The following is an 18,649-nucleotide window of genomic DNA, read 5'->3' on the forward strand; positions in this document are numbered from 1 at the left end:
ACAGCCTATGGCTGCGGGGTTGGGATGCTTTTTCAGCTAGACCTTTTCGACCTGACTGAACTCCAACTCTACCGGAGTAGAGCGACCGAAAATGAGCACTGCCACTTGGATCCGGCTCTTTTCGTAGTTAACTTCTTCAACAACGCCATTGAAATCAGCGAATGGACCGTCATTGACTCGCACCGTTTCACCTGGCTCGAAGAGAGTCTTCGGCTTCGGCTTGTCACTACCATCAGCAACACGACGCAGAATCGCTTCTGCCTCTTTATCGGTGATTGGCGCAGGCTTATCAGCAGTACCGCCGATAAAACCCATCACCCGAGGAGTATCCTTGACCAAGTGCCAAGTACCCTCATTCATATCCATCTGAACCAGCACATAGCCTGGAAAGAACTTACGTTCGCTTTTGCGCTTCTGGCCATTACGCATTTCAACCACTTCTTCAGTGGGAACCAGAATTTCGCCAAAGCCATCTTCCATGCCAGCCAGCTTTACGCGCTCGACCAGCGAGCGCATCACATGCTTCTCGTAACCCGAGTAAGCATGCACAACATACCAACGCTTAGCCACGGGACACCCTTAGCCGACAATCAAGGAAACAAGCCAACCGAGCAGGGAATCAAGCCCCCACAACAGCAACGCCATAACCAGGACAACAGCCACCACAATAAGGGTGGTCTGCGTGGTTTCTTGACGAGTTGGCCACACGACTTTACGAATCTCGGTGCGAGCTTCCTTAACCAGTACAAAGAAAGACTTGCCCTTCGCAGTCTGCAGGCCTACAAAGGCAGCTACAGCAGCGATGACAAGCAAAGCGAGTACACGGTACAGGATCGGCGAAGCAGAATAATACTGATTGCCAACAACGCCAACAACCACCAAAGCGACAACTACAAGCCACTTGAGCAGATCGAAGCGAGAGCCTTGAGCTTCAGCCTTAGGAGTCATCTATGAAGATCCTGTGAAAAGAAAGCCAGACACACCAAGTGAATCTGGCAGGTCAGGAGGGAATCGAACCCCCAACCTACGGTTTTGGAGACCGTCGCTCTGCCAATTGAGCTACTGACCTAAAACAAAATCAGGCCGACCATTATGCCGGCCCGAAAAATACATTACAACCACTTACTCGATGATTTTGGCTACGACACCAGCGCCGACGGTACGACCGCCTTCACGGATAGCGAAACGCAGACCATCTTCCATCGCGATGGTTTTGATCAGGGTAACAGTCATCTGAATGTTGTCACCTGGCATTACCATTTCAACGCCTTCTGGCAGCTCGCAGTTACCAGTCACATCAGTTGTACGGAAGTAGAACTGTGGACGATAACCTTTGAAGAACGGAGTGTGACGACCGCCTTCTTCCTTGCTCAGAACGTAAACCTCTGCTGTGAACTTGGTGTGCGGCTTGACCGAACCCGGCTTAACCAGTACCTGACCACGCTCAACGTCGTCACGCTTGGTGCCACGCAGCAGAACGCCGCAGTTCTCGCCCGCACGACCTTCGTCGAGCAGCTTGCGGAACATTTCAACACCGGTGCAAGTAGTAACGGTGGTGTCACGCAGACCAACGATTTCCAGCGGATCTTGAACGCGAACGATACCGCGCTCGATACGACCAGTCACAACAGTACCGCGACCCGAGATCGAGAATACGTCTTCGATTGGCATCAGGAATGGCTTGTCGGTAACACGTACTGGTTCTGGGATGTAGCTGTCCAGAGTCTCAACCAGTTTCTTGACGGCAGTGGTGCCCATCTCGTTGTCGTCTTTGCCTTCCAGCGCCATACGAGCCGAACCGATGATGATTGGAGTGTCATCGCCCGGGAAGTCGTAGGTGGACAGCAGGTCGCGAACCTCCATCTCAACCAGTTCCAGCAGCTCAGCGTCGTCTACCAGGTCAGCCTTGTTCAGGAAAACCACGATGTACGGAACGCCTACCTGGCGGGACAGCAGGATGTGCTCACGGGTTTGTGGCATCGGACCATCAGCGGCCGAGCAAACCAGAATAGCGCCGTCCATTTGAGCAGCACCGGTGATCATGTTCTTCACATAGTCAGCGTGACCTGGGCAGTCAACGTGAGCGTAGTGACGGATCTTCGAGTTGTACTCAACGTGAGCGGTGTTGATGGTGATACCGCGTGCTTTTTCTTCCGGGGCGCTGTCGATCTTGTCGAAGTCAACGATTGCCGAACCGAAAACTTCGGAGCAAACGCGAGTCAGAGCAGCAGTCAAAGTGGTTTTACCGTGGTCAACGTGACCAATGGTCCCAACGTTGACGTGCGGCAGGGAACGATCAAATTTTTCCTTAGCCATCGATATCACCCTTAACAGAAGAATTAAGCAAACGATACAAGCCATTAAAACAAAGGCAGATATTTTCATATCTGCCTTGTTATATGGAGCTCTTGAGCGGATTTGAACCGCTGACCTCACCCTTACCAAGGGTGTGCTCTACCAACTGAGCTACAAGAGCAAAACACTTTGCACAACCTGCAAACTTGGAGCGGGTAGCGGGAATCGAACCCGCATCATCAGCTTGGAAGGCTGAGGTTCTACCACTAAACTATACCCGCGGAGCCTGCAGCTCACGCTTAAATCTGGTGGAGGGAGAAGGATTCGAACCTTCGAAGTCGTAGACGTCAGATTTACAGTCTGATCCCTTTGGCCGCTCGGGAACCCCTCCTAATCAGGCCGGCATTCTATACTATGCCAAACCCCTGTCAAGCATTTTCTCATTTAAAAACCTGAGGTTAGCTGCATTGACAACACCCTACTGCTAGAACCTCTTCAGGTCTTCGCTGTGGAGCGGGCGCCATTCTATGCAAACTATTCGACAGGTGCAACCCCCTCGCACAGCATTATTTTATGTTTTAACTCATTGAATTCCTTGGAAAGGTTCTGCAATTGCACATCCCCCAGCAAACGCTGGCTTTCAGGAGCAACGCGTAGCCAAAATCCTGATCCTGGAACGCTATTAGGCGATGCTTGGGCCTTGATATCCATCTCCTCCAAACGCCGACTCAGCGCTACAACCAACTCCTGACGAGCAAATCCCCCTATATAAAGGCACCGCTCCTCAGACCTCTGCTGCTCTGATCTTCCCCGAGAAGCATCTACGGTCTCGCTGAGCAGACGGATATCCTGCTGCGAGCCTTTATACAAACTGAGAGGAGTTACATCCTTTGCTCGCAAAGGCGCTTCCTGCTGATGCCAGACGTAGTAAAAAACATTGAGAACAACGAGCAATAGGAACAACCAACGCATACATACCTCGAGATAAAGGACACGCCATGGCCAAACCTACCAACACCAAGTCTGGCACGACCCAGGCCTCTGGCACGACATCAACAACCAATTCAGTATCGCCAGCCTACGACAAGGCCCAAATGCACGTAATCTTCATAATCACTTCTGAGATCGGATAACTCACGCACAGACATCACACAACTGATCGGCACGCGAACTTCTCGCCCAAGCATTTAAACCAGCCCATCAGCCCCTCGGCAGCATAAACACCAACCAAGCGACACTTGCCTGATAACACTCTATTGAGCCCTACAGCCCCGCACGCGCTAGCTCGTCAGAGCCCTTACCCTGAGGGTCAATACTCAAGACTCGCTACTTTATAAAGTGATAGCCGCAGTCGAGCTCAGGAGTCGTCTCGCAGCCTCAGGCTGAGCTCACCGCCACTAAAAGTCTTTTCAGCACCACCGACTGCCAACCGCAGGGCACCTTGATTATCAATACCCAGCACCACGCCATCTATTTGATTGACGCCAGCGATCAATGAGACCGATCGGCCATGCCACAAATGATTCTCTTCCCACTCCGCTTTCAGAACCGAAAAACCACCAGCCTGGTGACGCTCTATATAAGTCTGTAATTGCTCACTCAAGTCAGCCACAAGCACATTACGATCGCATGCCCTCCCTGACTCCAGGCGTATTGACGTCCACTTTTGATCTACTTCTTCTGCGACCTGCATGTTTACGTTGATGCCAATGCCTAACACCACATGGCAAACGTCTGCAGGATCCCCGACGAGCTCCAGTAAAATGCCGGCAATTTTCTTGTCACCGACAAGAACATCGTTAGGCCACTTCAATCCCGCACCATCAACGCCAGATTTTCGCAGGGCCCGCATCACGGCCAACCCAACGACCAGACTCAACCCTTCGAGCTGGCGCATCCCACCATCAATACGCAGGACAAGACTGTAATAAAGATTTTCGGCAAATGGACTGACCCACTTTCGCCCCCTGCGTCCGCGACCGGACGTCTGCCGCTCAGCAACGACTAAAAATGGCGCCGACTGTCCGCGACCGATTGCACGCAGAGCCTCAGCATTTGTTGAATCAATAGTGTCGAAAACGGCAACAGGCCACTCCGACAGCATTTCCGCCATTTTACTAGGATCGAGCAACACCAATGGCGCCGCTAACTGGTAGCCACGCCCTCGAACCTTATGAATGGATAGCCCAAGCTCAGACTCAAGGTGCTGAAGCTGCTTCCATACCGCACTTCGACTAATTCCGAGCGCTACGCCCAGGGCCTGACCAGAATGGAAGCGCCCATCCTTCAGAAGATTCAACAACGTCAGCATGCAGATCTAGCCTCGTAATGAGGCCCGAATAATATCCATGCCCCGGCTCGCTGCATAGGAATCAAGCGAGCACATTTCCTGCGGGCAAAACAAAACCCCAACTGCTTTCGCAATTGGGGTTTCGGAATTTAATCTTGACGATGACCTACTCTCACATGGGGAAACCCCACACTACCATCGGCGATGCATCGTTTCACTGCTGAGTTCGGGATGGGATCAGGTGGTTCCAACGCTCTATGGTCGTCAAGAAATTCGGGTACCGAATCGTGGCCAGATGGCCTCGCTTCAGCAAATTGGGTATGGGATAGTTTTCGGTGTTTTGTGAACATCAAACTTTCGGTTCGTTTCGTCTTCACACACCGCAATCTGATGCTCTTTCGAGTACTCAAATTGCTTGGGTGTTATATGGTCAAGCCTCACGGGCAATTAGTATTGGTTAGCTCAACGCCTCACAGCGCTTACACACCCAACCTATCAACGTCGTAGTCTTCGACGGCCCTTCAGGGAACTCAAGGTTCCAGTGAGATCTCATCTTGAGGCAAGTTTCCCGCTTAGATGCTTTCAGCGGTTATCTTTTCCGAACATAGCTACCCGGCAATGCCACTGGCGTGACAACCGGAACACCAGAGGTTCGTCCACTCCGGTCCTCTCGTACTAGGAGCAGCCCCTCTCAAATCTCAAACGTCCACGGCAGATAGGGACCGAACTGTCTCACGACGTTCTAAACCCAGCTCGCGTACCACTTTAAATGGCGAACAGCCATACCCTTGGGACCGGCTTCAGCCCCAGGATGTGATGAGCCGACATCGAGGTGCCAAACACCGCCGTCGATATGAACTCTTGGGCGGTATCAGCCTGTTATCCCCGGAGTACCTTTTATCCGTTGAGCGATGGCCCTTCCATACAGAACCACCGGATCACTAAGACCTACTTTCGTACCTGCTCGACGTGTCTGTCTCGCAGTCAAGCGCGCTTTTGCCTTTATACTCTACGACCGATTTCCGACCGGTCTGAGCGCACCTTCGTACTCCTCCGTTACTCTTTAGGAGGAGACCGCCCCAGTCAAACTACCCACCATACACTGTCCTCGATCCGGATAACGGACCTGAGTTAGAACCTCAAAGTTGCCAGGGTGGTATTTCAAGGATGGCTCCACGCGAACTGGCGTCCACGCTTCAAAGCCTCCCACCTATCCTACACAAGCAAATTCAAAGTCCAGTGCAAAGCTATAGTAAAGGTTCACGGGGTCTTTCCGTCTAGCCGCGGATACACTGCATCTTCACAGCGATTTCAATTTCACTGAGTCTCGGGTGGAGACAGCGCCGCCATCGTTACGCCATTCGTGCAGGTCGGAACTTACCCGACAAGGAATTTCGCTACCTTAGGACCGTTATAGTTACGGCCGCCGTTTACCGGGGCTTCGATCAAGAGCTTCGCGTTAGCTAACCCCATCAATTAACCTTCCGGCACCGGGCAGGCGTCACACCCTATACGTCCACTTTCGTGTTTGCAGAGTGCTGTGTTTTTAATAAACAGTCGCAGCGGCCTGGTATCTTCGACCGGCATGAGCTTACGGAGCAAGTCCTTCACCCTCACCGGCGCACCTTCTCCCGAAGTTACGGTGCCATTTTGCCTAGTTCCTTCACCCGAGTTCTCTCAAGCGCCTTGGTATTCTCTACCCAACCACCTGTGTCGGTTTGGGGTACGGTTCCTGGTTACCTGAAGCTTAGAAGCTTTTCTTGGAAGCATGGCATCAACCACTTCGTCATCTAAAAGATAACTCGTCATCAGCTCTCGGCCTTAAGATCCCGGATTTACCTAAGATCTCAGCCTACCACCTTAAACTTGGACAACCAACGCCAAGCTGGCCTAGCCTTCTCCGTCCCTCCATCGCAATAACCAGAAGTACAGGAATATTAACCTGTTTTCCATCGACTACGCTTTTCAGCCTCGCCTTAGGGACCGACTAACCCTGCGTCGATTAACGTTGCGCAGGAAACCTTGGTCTTTCGGCGTGGGTGTTTTTCACACCCATTGTCGTTACTCATGTCAGCATTCGCACTTCTGATACCTCCAGCAAGCTTCTCAACTCACCTTCACAGGCTTACAGAACGCTCCTCTACCGCATCACCCGAAGGTGATACCCGTAGCTTCGGTGTATGGTTTGAGCCCCGTTACATCTTCCGCGCAGGCCGACTCGACTAGTGAGCTATTACGCTTTCTTTAAAGGGTGGCTGCTTCTAAGCCAACCTCCTAGCTGTCTAAGCCTTCCCACATCGTTTCCCACTTAACCATAACTTTGGGACCTTAGCTGACGGTCTGGGTTGTTTCCCTTTTCACGACGGACGTTAGCACCCGCCGTGTGTCTCCCATGCTCGGCACTTGTAGGTATTCGGAGTTTGCATCGGTTTGGTAAGTCGGGATGACCCCCTAGCCGAAACAGTGCTCTACCCCCTACAGTGATACATGAGGCGCTACCTAAATAGCTTTCGAGGAGAACCAGCTATCTCCGAGCTTGATTAGCCTTTCACTCCGATCCACAGGTCATCCGCTAACTTTTCAACGGTAGTCGGTTCGGTCCTCCAGTTAGTGTTACCCAACCTTCAACCTGCCCATGGATAGATCGCCCGGTTTCGGGTCTATTCCCAGCGACTAGACGCCCTATTAAGACTCGCTTTCGCTACGCCTCCCCTATTCGGTTAAGCTCGCCACTGAAAATAAGTCGCTGACCCATTATACAAAAGGTACGCAGTCACAGAACAAGTCTGCTCCCACTGCTTGTACGCATACGGTTTCAGGATCTATTTCACTCCCCTCTCCGGGGTTCTTTTCGCCTTTCCCTCACGGTACTAGTTCACTATCGGTCAGTCAGTAGTATTTAGCCTTGGAGGATGGTCCCCCCATATTCAGACAAAGTTTCTCGTGCTCCGTCCTACTCGATTTCATTGATAAGAGATTTTCGCGTACAGGGCTATCACCCACTATGGCCGCACTTTCCAGAGCGTTCCGCTAATCTCAAAGCCACTTAAGGGCTAGTCCCCGTTCGCTCGCCACTACTAAGGGAATCTCGGTTGATTTCTTTTCCTCAGGGTACTTAGATGTTTCAGTTCCCCTGGTTCGCCTCTTGCACCTATGTATTCAGTACAAGATAACCATCTTATGATGGCTGGGTTCCCCCATTCAGACATCTCCGGATCAAAGTCTGTTTGCCGACTCCCCGAAGCTTTTCGCAGGCTACCACGTCTTTCATCGCCTCTGACTGCCAAGGCATCCACCGTATGCGCTTCTTCACTTGACCATATAACCCCAAGCAATCTGGTTATACTGTGAAGACGACATTCGCCGAAAATTCGAATTTCTCAATTAAGAGAACTCACAAATTTTACCTTAGCCTGATCCGTTACCAGTGAAAGTAACGTTCAGTCTATCTTTCTATCACATACCCAAATTTTTAAAGAACGATCTAATCAAAAGACTAGAAATCAATATTCTCAATGGAATACTCATTTCTAAGCTTTCAGAAGCAGTTATATGGTGGAGCCAAACGGGATCGAACCGTTGACCTCCTGCGTGCAAGGCAGGCGCTCTCCCAGCTGAGCTATGGCCCCATAACAAAATTGGTGGGTCTGGGCAGATTCGAACTGCCGACCTCACCCTTATCAGGGGTGCGCTCTAACCAACTGAGCTACAGACCCAATTTCGAGCGCGTAACTGTTAGCTTGGAGCTATCAGCTTGGAGCTTAAAGCTGCTTCTATCGTCTTCTTCAATGAATCAAGCAATTCGTGTGGGAACTTATGGAGCAGCTGATGTCGTCGATTAAGGAGGTGATCCAGCCGCAGGTTCCCCTACGGCTACCTTGTTACGACTTCACCCCAGTCATGAATCACACCGTGGTAACCGTCCTCCCGAAGGTTAGACTAGCTACTTCTGGTGCAACCCACTCCCATGGTGTGACGGGCGGTGTGTACAAGGCCCGGGAACGTATTCACCGTGACATTCTGATTCACGATTACTAGCGATTCCGACTTCACGCAGTCGAGTTGCAGACTGCGATCCGGACTACGATCGGTTTTATGGGATTAGCTCCACCTCGCGGCTTGGCAACCCTTTGTACCGACCATTGTAGCACGTGTGTAGCCCAGGCCGTAAGGGCCATGATGACTTGACGTCATCCCCACCTTCCTCCGGTTTGTCACCGGCAGTCTCCTTAGAGTGCCCACCATTACGTGCTGGTAACTAAGGACAAGGGTTGCGCTCGTTACGGGACTTAACCCAACATCTCACGACACGAGCTGACGACAGCCATGCAGCACCTGTCTCAATGTTCCCGAAGGCACCAATCCATCTCTGGAAAGTTCATTGGATGTCAAGGCCTGGTAAGGTTCTTCGCGTTGCTTCGAATTAAACCACATGCTCCACCGCTTGTGCGGGCCCCCGTCAATTCATTTGAGTTTTAACCTTGCGGCCGTACTCCCCAGGCGGTCAACTTAATGCGTTAGCTGCGCCACTAAGAGCTCAAGGCTCCCAACGGCTAGTTGACATCGTTTACGGCGTGGACTACCAGGGTATCTAATCCTGTTTGCTCCCCACGCTTTCGCACCTCAGTGTCAGTATCAGTCCAGGTGGTCGCCTTCGCCACTGGTGTTCCTTCCTATATCTACGCATTTCACCGCTACACAGGAAATTCCACCACCCTCTACCATACTCTAGCTTGTCAGTTTTGAATGCAGTTCCCAGGTTGAGCCCGGGGATTTCACATCCAACTTAACAAACCACCTACGCGCGCTTTACGCCCAGTAATTCCGATTAACGCTTGCACCCTCTGTATTACCGCGGCTGCTGGCACAGAGTTAGCCGGTGCTTATTCTGTCGGTAACGTCAAAACAGCAACGTATTAAGTTACTGCCCTTCCTCCCAACTTAAAGTGCTTTACAATCCGAAGACCTTCTTCACACACGCGGCATGGCTGGATCAGGCTTTCGCCCATTGTCCAATATTCCCCACTGCTGCCTCCCGTAGGAGTCTGGACCGTGTCTCAGTTCCAGTGTGACTGATCATCCTCTCAGACCAGTTACGGATCGTCGCCTTGGTGAGCCATTACCTCACCAACTAGCTAATCCGACCTAGGCTCATCTGATAGCGCAAGGCCCGAAGGTCCCCTGCTTTCTCCCGTAGGACGTATGCGGTATTAGCGTTCCTTTCGAAACGTTGTCCCCCACTACCAGGCAGATTCCTAGGCATTACTCACCCGTCCGCCGCTGAATCCAGGAGCAAGCTCCTCTCATCCGCTCGACTTGCATGTGTTAGGCCTGCCGCCAGCGTTCAATCTGAGCCATGATCAAACTCTTCAGTTCAAACATCTTTGGGTTTTTAAGAAACCCTAAACTTGGCTCAGCAATCGTTGGTTACATCTTTGATTTCTCGCGGAGTAACTTGTGATGCTGATAATCTTGTTGACTATCAGTCTGACTCCACAAGCACCCACACGAATTGCTTGATTCAGTTGTTAAAGAGCGGTTGGTTAAGATCTTTCGTCTCAACCGAGGCGCGCATTCTACAGCAGCCTCATTTGCTGTCAAGTGATTATTTTCAGAAGTTTTCGAAGAATTCTTCAACAACTTCAACCACTTGCGCTTCCGATCTCTCGTCAGCGGGAGGCGAATTCTACAGCGTTACACGCTGCTGTCAACACCTCTTTTTCAACTTCCTTTTGGCTTCGATGAACTGAAGCAACCTACCGCCGAAACCTACATAACTCATTGAATCTCAAGGAGTTTTCCGTTTCGACTGCGCCGGAAGTGGGGCGAATTATAGACTTCTAAAATTCGCCGTCAACCCCTATTTTCAATTTGTCTCAGATTTCAGCGTGATACGCGCAAAAGCCTTCTTACCGGCCTGGCACACGTGCGTCGCGCCTACTGCATATATAAAGGAGCGATCAACCACCTCACCATCAACGCGCACACCGCCAGATGCCAACAGGTCTCGTGCCGCTGCCGAGTTCTTCACCAGACCTGCCTTATTAAGGACAGCTGCAATGGGCATATCTTCAGCCGAAACCAGTTCGATCTCCGGCAGATCATCCGGCAGCTCGCCATCCTTCATACGATTGCCCGCAGCGCGGTGAGCATTGGCCGCAGCCTCCTCACCATGGAAACGCGCAACGATCTCCTCCGCCAGCTTGATTTTGACATCACGCGGATTGGCGCCTGCCTCTACTTCAGCACGCAACGCGTTGATCTCATCCATCGAACGGAAGCTGAGGAGCTCGAAGTAACGCCACATCAGTGCATCCGGAATCGAAACCAGCTTGCTGTACATGACACCCGGCGCCTCCTGGATGCCGACGTAGTTGCCCAACGACTTGGACATCTTCTTCACGCCATCCAGACCTTCAAGCAACGGCATGGTCAGAATGCACTGAGCTTCCTGACCATAACCACGCTGCAGCTCACGCCCCATCAGCAGGTTGAATTTCTGATCGGTACCGCCCAACTCGACATCCGCACGCAGAGCAACCGAGTCGTAACCCTGAACCAGCGGATAAAGAAACTCGTGAATGGCGATTGGCTGATTGGTGGTGTAACGCTTGTCGAAGTCATCACGCTCGAGCATGCGAGCAACGGTGTACTGCGAAGTCAGACGAATGAAGTCCGCCGGCCCCATCTGATCCATCCAGGTGGAGTTGAACGCAACTTCGGTTTTCGCCGGATCGAGAATCTTGAATACCTGAGTCTTGTAAGTCTCAGCGTTTTCCAGAACCTGTTCGCGCGTCAGCGGAGGACGCGTAGCACTTTTGCCACTCGGATCACCGATCATCCCGGTGAAGTCACCTATAAGGAAGATCACCTGATGCCCCAGTTCCTGGAACTGGCGCAGCTTATTAATAAGCACCGTATGACCCAAGTGCAGATCCGGAGCGGTCGGATCGAAACCAGCCTTGATACGCAGCGGTTGGCCGCGCTTGAGCTTCTCGATCAGCTCGGACTCGACCAATAGTTCTTCCGCACCACGTTTAATCAGCGCTAGCTGTTCTTCAACCGACTTCATAACAGACCCGCAAGGCTCAGATTCAAAGGGAACCAACCATACAAGATCGTGCACCAATTACAAGTTTTGCCCGGCGCACGGACACCAATCCACAGACGCGGTGTCTGTAGACTTGCTTCAGAGATGATTTGGTTATATTTTATACAGTTATTTCATCTTCATCATGTCATTCATCTTTTCCAATTCATCATATTTCAAAGTCAAAATTACTTATGACCACAGAACCGTCTAAAGCGCCGCCGCTTTACCCGAAGACCCACCTGCTCGCCGCAAGTGGAATCGCCGCACTTCTCAGCCTGGCACTCCTGGTATTCCCTTCCAGTGATGTTGAAGCCAAAAAGACGACCCTGAGCCTTGAACTGGAAAGTCCTGCTGAACAACTGACACAAGATCAAGACGCTGCTGAAGCCACTCAAGCCACAAATGAGCCAGTAGCCTCTCCGTTTGCTCAAATTGAAAACAGTGACGAAGATGCGCCGCAAACCGCTGAAGCTGCGCCGGCGGCAGTTGCCGAAAAGCCGAAAGCGCCAGGGCATCGTGAAGTAGTCGTTTCAAAGGGCGATACTCTGTCGACCTTGTTCGAGAAGGTCGGTCTCCCGGCAGCGGCCGTACATGAAGTACTCGCCAGCGACAAACAAGCCAAACAGTTCAGCCAACTCAAACACGGGCAGAAGCTCGAATTCGAATTGAACCCGGAAGGCCAACTGACCAGCCTGCACAGCAAGGTCAGCGACGTCGAAACCATTACCCTGACCAAGAATGCCAAGGGTTATGCGTTCAACCGTATTACCGCCAAGCCGACCGTTCGCACCGCCTATGTACACGGTGTAATCAACAGCTCGTTGTCGCAGTCCGCCGCCCGCGCAGGCCTGTCCCACAGCCTGACCATGGACATGGCCAGCGTCTTCGGCTACGACGTCGACTTTGCTCAGGACATACGCCAGGGCGACGAATTCGACGTGATCTACGAGCAAAAAGTGGTCAACGGCAAGGCTGTCGGCAATGGCCCGATAATGTCCGCCCGCTTCACTAACCGTGGCAAGACCTACACCGCCGTGCGTTACACCAACAAGCAAGGCAACAGCAGCTATTACACAGCCGATGGCAACAGCATGCGCAAGGCGTTCATCCGCACTCCGGTGGACTTCGCCCGCATCAGCTCGAAATTCTCCATGGGCCGCAAACACCCGATCCTCAACAAGATCCGCGCCCACAAAGGCGTCGACTACGCAGCGCCGCGTGGCACGCCGATCAAGGCTGCCGGTGACGGTAAAGTGCTACTCGCCGGACGTCGCGGCGGCTACGGCAACACCGTGATCATCCAGCACGGCAACACTTACCGGACGCTGTACGGCCACATGCAAGGCTTCGCCAAAGGCGTGAAAACCGGCGGCACCGTCAAACAGGGTCAGGTGATCGGCTACATCGGCACCACCGGCCTGTCCACCGGCCCGCATTTGCACTATGAATTCCAGGTCAACGGCGTTCACGTTGATCCACTGGGTCAGAAGCTGCCAATGGCCGATCCGATCGCCAAAGCCGAACGTGCCCGATTCCTCGCGCAGAGCCAGCCATTGATGGCACGCATGGATCAAGAGAAGGCCACGATGCTGGCTTCGAGCAAGCGTTAAGCCATGGCCTTGTATATCGGCGTGATGTCCGGCACCAGCCTCGACGGTCTGGACATTGCCCTGATCGAACAGACCTCGGCGATCAAGCTGATCGCCACGCACTACATTCCCATGCCTGAATCCCTGCGCGCCGAGCTGCTTGGCTTGTGCGCCAGCGGCCCTGATGAAATCGCCCGCTCGGCGATCGCCCAACAGAATTGGGTGAAACTCGCCGCGCAGGGCATTCATGCCCTGCTCGATCAGCAACACCTCAAACCTGAAGCGATCCGCGCAATCGGCAGCCATGGCCAGACCATTCGCCACGAGCCAGCGCGCGGCTTTACCGTGCAGATCGGCAACCCTGCCCTACTGACAGAGCTGACCGGCATTACCGTGGTCAGCGACTTCCGCAGTCGCGATGTGGCCGCCGGTGGTCAAGGGGCGCCTTTGGTACCTGCCTTCCACGAAGCTTTGTTCGAAGAGCGTACCGGCAACCAAGCGGTCTTGAATGTAGGCGGATTCAGCAATCTCAGTCTGATTGAGCCGACCAGGCCTGTAGCCGGTTTCGATTGCGGCCCGGGGAATGTTCTGATGGATGCCTGGATTCATCAGCAACGTGGCGAAAACTATGACCGCAGCGGACAGTGGGCAGCCACCGGCACGGTCGAGCCAACCCTGCTGAAAGCATTGCTGAGCGACCCGTTCTTCGTCACCAAAGGCCCGAAAAGCACAGGTCGCGAAGTGTTCAACCTGCCTTGGCTGGAACGACACCTTTCAAGCCTGCCAACCCTGGCTGCGGAAAACGTCCAGGCCACGCTGCTTGAGCTGACAGCGTTGACCATCGTCGAGTCGCTGCTGAGCGCTCAAGCCGCTACTCAGGAACTGTTGGTCTGCGGCGGCGGCGCACATAACGCCACGCTGATGAAACGCCTGGCTGAATTGCTGCCGAATACGAAAGTAGCCACTACCGCGACCCACGGCGTTGACCCGGACTGGGTCGAAGCCATGGCTTTCGCCTGGTTGGCCCATTGCTGCCTCGAAGGCATTGCCGCCAACCGCCCAAGCGTCACCGGCGCCCGCGGCCTTCGGGTACTTGGCGCCATCTATCCAGCCTGATTAAATCGCACACAACAAAACGCCGCAGAACTGTAAGGCTCTGCGGCGTTGTGTTATCTGAAGCGAAACGCGATCAGATCGAGAACGAAGAACCACAACCACAAGTCGTGGTGGCGTTCGGATTCTTGATCACGAAGCGCGAACCTTCCAGACCTTCCTGGTAGTCCACTTCGGCACCGGCCAAGTACTGAAAGCTCATTGGGTCGACCACCAGACTCACGCCTTCGCGCTCGACGATGGTGTCGTCATCGGCCACATCTTCATCGAAGGTGAAACCGTACTGAAACCCTGAACAACCGCCGCCCGTAACGAATACGCGCAGCTTCAAGCGATCATTCCCCTCTTCATCGACCAGGCTCTTCACCTTGTGCGCAGCACCTTGGGTGAATTGCAAAGCCGTGGGGGTGAAGGATTCGACGCTCATGCTGACTATCTCCCGGCGTTACGCCGCCATAATGCGTGATGACGCGCATTATCCGCTTGTCCTAGAAAATCGGTCAACTATTGTTACGGTATATCAATAAACCCGACCAACTGTTCAGAATGCAAAAAGGCCCGTTTACGGGCCTTTTCACTACGCGGCTTAAAGTGTTACGGCAACATACCGGCGTGAGACAGACCAAAACGTTCATCCAGGCCAAACAGGATGTTCATGTTTTGCACCGCCTGACCCGACGCGCCTTTGACCAGGTTATCGATTACCGACAACACCACCACCAGATCGCCATCCTGCGGACGGTGAACCGCAATGCGGCAAACGTTGGCGCCGCGCACGCTACGGGTTTCCGGATGGCTGCCCGCCGGCATTACATCGACGAACGGCTCGTTGGCATAACGCTTTTCGAACAGTGCTTGCAGATCCACCGACCGATCAACCACGGTCGCGTAGAGCGTCGAGTGAATGCCACGGATCATCGGAGTCAGGTGCGGGACAAAAGTCAGGCCGACATCCTTGCCCGCCGCACGACGCAGCCCCTGACGAATTTCCGGCAGATGACGGTGACCTTTCACCGCATAGGCCTTCATGCTTTCCGACGTTTCGGAGTACAGAGAACCTACAGCCGCGCCACGACCGGCACCGCTGACACCGGATTTGCAGTCGGCGATCAAACGCGAGGCATCGGCCAGACCTGCTTCAAGCAACGGCAGGAAACCCAACTGCGTAGCGGTCGGGTAGCAACCCGGCACTGCGATCAGACGGGCTTTTTTGATCTGCTCGCGATTGACTTCAGGCAAGCCATAAACCGCTTCGTCGAGCAACTCCGGTGCGCCGTGAGGCTGACCGTACCACTTGGCCCACTCTTCAGCGTCTTGCAGACGGAAGTCGGCCGACAGGTCGATAACTTTGGTACCCGCCGCCAACAACTCACCCGCCAACGCATGAGCGACCCCGTGCGGAGTAGCGAAGAACACCACATCGCAAGCGCCCAGGGTCTTGATGTCCGGCACGCTGAAGGCCAGGCCGTCATAGTGACCGCGCAGGTTCGGGTACATGTCAGCCACGGCCAGACCGGCCTCGGATCGCGAAGTGATGACAGCCACTTCCGCTTGCGGATGCTGTGCCAACAGACGCAGCAGTTCGACACCGGTGTAACCCGTGCCGCCGACGATACCGACCTTGACCATAAACCTGCCCTCAACGAACCCACTGGAAAGCCGTCGATAATAGGGGCCGCGCGCGCCTGCGACAACCGTCAAGGTGACGTGCGGACGCTCAAGCCTCTACTATCCCGGCTACCGTGAACCTGGGAATAACTAAAAATGCTCTATTTATGGATCAAAGCTTTTCACATTGTCAGCATCGTGTGCTGGTTTGCCGGACTGTTCTACTTGCCGCGACTGTTCGTTTATCACGCACAAAGTGAAGACACGATCAGCAAAGAACGCTTCAGCCTCATGGAGCGCAAGCTGTATCGCGGCATCATGGGCCCGGCAATGATTGCCACGCTGATCTTCGGCGGCTGGTTGATTTATCTGAACCCGAGCATCTTCAGCATGGGCGGCTGGATACACGCCAAGTTGACTCTGGTGGTGCTGTTGATCGGTTACCACCATATGTGTGGTGCGCAGGTAAAACGTTTTGCCCGTGGCGAAAACACCCGCAGCCATGTCTTTTATCGCTGGTTCAATGAAGTGCCGGTTCTGATATTGCTGGCTATCGTAATTCTGGTCGTGGTCAAGCCGTTCTAACTTCAACAAGTACAGATCTTTGGGGTATTCACAATGTCGCTGCCCGCTCTGCTCGAACAACGTCTGCGTCTGCCTGTGGTGGCAGCGCCGATGTTCCTGATTTCCAACCCTGAGCTGGTACTCGCCTGCTGCCGAAATGGCGTGGTAGGCAGTTTTCCAGCATTGAACCAGCGTGAAAGCAGCGGGTTCAAAGCCTGGCTGGAACAGATCGAAGCGGGACTGGCGACACTTGAGAACCCTGCGCCATATGCGGTGAACCTGATCGTTCACAACAGCAACCCGCGCTTACAGGCTGATCTGAACATCTGCGTCGAACATAAAGTACCGATCGTCATCACAAGTCTCGGCGCTGTGAAGGAACTGGTCGACGCAGTGCACAGCTATGGCGGCCTGGTCTTTCATGATGTCACTACCCGCCGTCATGCCGAAAAGGCTGCTGAGGCGGGTGTCGATGGTTTGATCGCGGTCGCCGCCGGCGCGGGGGGCCATGCCGGCACCTGGAGCCCATTTGCGCTGATCGCCGAAATCCGTGAATTCTTCGACAAGACGCTGCTGCTTGCAGGATGCTTGAACCATGGCCATGAGATTTTGGCCGCCCAACTGCTGGGTGCGGATTTGGCCTACTTCGGTACGCGATTTATCGGCACCACCGAAAGTCATGCGCCTGACGCCTACAAGGAGATGCTGCTGACAGCCAAGGCAGCGGACATCATTCATACTCCTGCAGTGTCGGGAGTGCCGGCCAGTTTCATGCGACAAAGCCTGGAAGCGGCGGGTTTCGACATGGCCGCATTGCAAGGCAAGGGCGAAGTGAATTTCGGCGACAAGCTCAAACCGATCAGCGATGAAGCCAAAGCCTGGAAGACCGTGTGGTCGGCGGGTCAGGGCGTCGGCCAAATTGATGATTTGCCAAGCGTGGATCAACTGATCGCTCGCCTTGATGCCGAATATCGTCGAGCCCAGGAGCGCGCCGCGCAGCTACCGCAACGCTGGCCGCGCTGAGAAAAAACCGGCCAGTCGTTTGTGGACTGGCCTTACACTGATGACTTTTGAAATCTACTCGCGACAAGGATGCCTCGGCCATGAGCGAACCCCGTTACAAGATCGTTTTCGACGGTGCTCTACAGCCCGGTGTCGATATCACCACCGCCAAACTCAATCTGGCCGATCTGTTCAAAAGTGATGTCGCCGCCATCGAACGCCTGTTCAATGGTCGCACCGTCGCGCTCAAACGCGACCTGCCCCATAGCGATGCACAGGCTTATCTGCAGGCGCTGAGCAAAACCGGCATCGACGCCCGGCTAGAACCCGAAACAACCATCGAACTCAACCTGTCAGACGTCCACGACCACACCCCTGCCCCCACCGAACCGCAATCCCCCTATGCGCCGCCGCGGGCCAATGTCGGTGAAAGCCTTCCGGCGTTTGGCGTGCTCAAGCCGTTCAGCGTCGAAGGCCGGATCGGCAGACTGCGCTTTCTGGCGTGGACGATGGTGCTCAGTCTGGTGACGTTGCCGATTATCGGCATCTTTGCCCTGATCGCTTTGGGGCTGGTCAGCGGTGACTCGACCACAGGCCTGATCATTGGCGGCATACTTGCCTTCTTCCTGTTCCTCGGCTTTTTCATTGTCAGCATCCTGTTCAGCGTTCAACGCTTGCACGATATCGGCTGGTCGGGCTGGCTGTGGTTGCTGAACCTCGTCCCGTTCGTGGGCAGCTTCTTCCCCTTCGTGATCATGGTTGTGCCAGGCAATACCGGCGCCAACCAATATGGCCCGCCTCCTCCGCCAAACAGCACGGCGGTCAAGGTGCTCTGCTCACTGTGGATCGTATTCTTCGCGCTGATCTTCGCTGGCGGAATTCTCGGCGGCTTCTCGGCCGTCCAGCAGGAATACGAAAGCAGTCTGGAAAGCAGCTATGAAAGCGGCTCGGTGAACACCGATGAAGTAGAGGTCGAAGTCGAGCCGGCGGCGAATTCCGCCGACGAGGCAGCCGAAGCGGCGCAGGCCCCTGTAGACTCTGCGAAAGAATGAACAGCGCTCCCCGCCGTGACAACCGCGTCGACGGCGCGGAGCT

General features: G+C 53.9%; 13 protein-coding genes, 6 tRNA genes, 3 rRNA genes and 1 pseudogene. 5 read left to right on the top strand and 18 right to left on the bottom strand.

Annotation, left to right across the window (positions count from 1 at the left end; genetic code table 11):
* Nucleotides 1-36: 36 nt before the first annotated feature.
* The 16 genes and pseudogenes from nusG to tyrS form a co-directional block, all read right to left on the bottom strand.
* Complete coding sequence (gene nusG, locus JFT91_RS02490; RefSeq protein WP_007916492.1) at nt 37-570, bottom strand: transcription termination/antitermination protein NusG; 534 nt, start codon at nt 568-570, stop codon at nt 37-39.
* Nucleotides 571-579: 9 nt separating this feature from the next.
* Nucleotides 580-948 (bottom strand): preprotein translocase subunit SecE, encoded by a 369-nt coding sequence (gene secE, locus JFT91_RS02495; protein ID WP_007916493.1) that lies wholly within the window; start codon nt 946-948, stop codon nt 580-582.
* Between the two features lie 45 nt (nt 949-993).
* A tRNA-Trp gene (locus JFT91_RS02500) sits at nt 994-1,069 on the bottom strand.
* Between the two features lie 53 nt (nt 1,070-1,122).
* Entirely contained in the window at nt 1,123-2,316 is a 1,194-nt protein-coding gene (gene tuf / locus JFT91_RS02505; protein WP_053124324.1) for an elongation factor Tu, read from the bottom strand.
* Between the two features lie 84 nt (nt 2,317-2,400).
* Nucleotides 2,401-2,476, bottom strand: a tRNA-Thr gene (locus JFT91_RS02510).
* A 26-nt stretch (nt 2,477-2,502) separates the two neighbouring features.
* A tRNA-Gly gene (locus JFT91_RS02515) sits at nt 2,503-2,576 on the bottom strand.
* 25 nt (nt 2,577-2,601) lie between these two features.
* Nucleotides 2,602-2,686: transfer RNA gene (locus tag JFT91_RS02520), tRNA-Tyr, on the bottom strand.
* A gap of 143 nt (nt 2,687-2,829) precedes the next feature.
* Nucleotides 2,830-3,267: a hypothetical protein gene (locus JFT91_RS02525; RefSeq protein ID WP_201231477.1), complete on the bottom strand. Its 438-nt coding sequence runs from the start codon at nt 3,265-3,267 to the stop codon at nt 2,830-2,832.
* Nucleotides 3,268-3,277: 10 nt separating this feature from the next.
* A pseudogene (locus JFT91_RS02530) lies at nt 3,278-3,370 on the bottom strand (pantothenate kinase); the annotation flags it as partial.
* A 282-nt stretch (nt 3,371-3,652) separates the two neighbouring features.
* Nucleotides 3,653-4,606, bottom strand: a complete 954-nt coding sequence (gene birA, locus JFT91_RS02535; RefSeq protein WP_201230600.1) for a bifunctional biotin--[acetyl-CoA-carboxylase] ligase/biotin operon repressor BirA — start codon at nt 4,604-4,606, stop codon at nt 3,653-3,655.
* Nucleotides 4,607-4,738: 132 nt separating this feature from the next.
* Nucleotides 4,739-4,854 (bottom strand): 5S ribosomal RNA (gene rrf, locus JFT91_RS02540).
* 157 nt (nt 4,855-5,011) lie between these two features.
* Nucleotides 5,012-7,904, bottom strand: a 23S ribosomal RNA gene (locus JFT91_RS02545).
* Between the two features lie 234 nt (nt 7,905-8,138).
* A tRNA-Ala gene (locus JFT91_RS02550) sits at nt 8,139-8,214 on the bottom strand.
* A 10-nt stretch (nt 8,215-8,224) separates the two neighbouring features.
* Nucleotides 8,225-8,301, bottom strand: a tRNA-Ile gene (locus tag JFT91_RS02555).
* Between the two features lie 123 nt (nt 8,302-8,424).
* Nucleotides 8,425-9,961 (bottom strand): 16S ribosomal RNA (locus JFT91_RS02560).
* The 16S, 23S and 5S rRNA genes sit together here with 2 tRNA genes alongside, the layout of an rRNA operon.
* Before the next feature lie 490 nt (nt 9,962-10,451).
* Nucleotides 10,452-11,657, bottom strand: coding sequence for a tyrosine--tRNA ligase (tyrS, locus tag JFT91_RS02565; RefSeq protein ID WP_201228702.1), 1,206 nt, complete (start codon nt 11,655-11,657; stop codon nt 10,452-10,454).
* A gap of 212 nt (nt 11,658-11,869) precedes the next feature.
* Between tyrS and JFT91_RS02570 the strand changes: the two genes are divergently transcribed.
* The gene (locus tag JFT91_RS02570; protein ID WP_201231478.1) at nt 11,870-13,288 is read left to right on the top strand and encodes a peptidoglycan DD-metalloendopeptidase family protein; all 1,419 of its coding nucleotides are present in this window, start codon (nt 11,870-11,872) and stop codon (nt 13,286-13,288) included.
* 3 nt (nt 13,289-13,291) lie between these two features.
* Entirely contained in the window at nt 13,292-14,383 is a 1,092-nt protein-coding gene (locus JFT91_RS02575; protein WP_201231479.1) for an anhydro-N-acetylmuramic acid kinase, read from the top strand.
* Nucleotides 14,384-14,456: 73 nt separating this feature from the next.
* Here JFT91_RS02575 and erpA read toward each other — a convergent pair whose 3' ends face one another.
* Together erpA and argC are read right to left on the bottom strand one after the other, a co-directional pair.
* Nucleotides 14,457-14,807 carry an iron-sulfur cluster insertion protein ErpA gene (gene erpA, locus JFT91_RS02580; protein WP_007918905.1) on the bottom strand — a complete coding sequence of 117 codons (351 nt, stop codon included), beginning with the start codon at nt 14,805-14,807 and terminating at the stop codon, nt 14,457-14,459.
* 167 nt (nt 14,808-14,974) lie between these two features.
* On the bottom strand, nt 14,975-16,009 hold the full coding sequence (gene argC, locus JFT91_RS02585) for an N-acetyl-gamma-glutamyl-phosphate reductase (protein WP_095122659.1): 1,035 nt from the start codon (nt 16,007-16,009) through the stop codon (nt 14,975-14,977).
* A gap of 135 nt (nt 16,010-16,144) precedes the next feature.
* Here argC and hemJ point away from each other — a divergent pair, with 135 nt between their 5' ends.
* From hemJ to JFT91_RS02600, 3 genes are all read left to right on the top strand, one after another.
* Nucleotides 16,145-16,573: a protoporphyrinogen oxidase HemJ gene (hemJ, locus tag JFT91_RS02590; RefSeq protein WP_038363386.1), complete on the top strand. Its 429-nt coding sequence runs from the start codon at nt 16,145-16,147 to the stop codon at nt 16,571-16,573.
* Nucleotides 16,574-16,606: 33 nt separating this feature from the next.
* On the top strand, nt 16,607-17,575 hold the full coding sequence (locus JFT91_RS02595) for an NAD(P)H-dependent flavin oxidoreductase (RefSeq protein WP_201228706.1): 969 nt from the start codon (nt 16,607-16,609) through the stop codon (nt 17,573-17,575).
* Nucleotides 17,576-17,655: 80 nt separating this feature from the next.
* The gene (locus tag JFT91_RS02600; protein ID WP_201231480.1) at nt 17,656-18,606 is read left to right on the top strand and encodes a DUF805 domain-containing protein; all 951 of its coding nucleotides are present in this window, start codon (nt 17,656-17,658) and stop codon (nt 18,604-18,606) included.
* Nucleotides 18,607-18,649: the final 43 nt, after the last annotated feature.

This window comes from Pseudomonas sp. TH08 (assembly GCF_016651275.1).
Lineage (GTDB): Bacteria > Pseudomonadota > Gammaproteobacteria > Pseudomonadales > Pseudomonadaceae > Aquipseudomonas.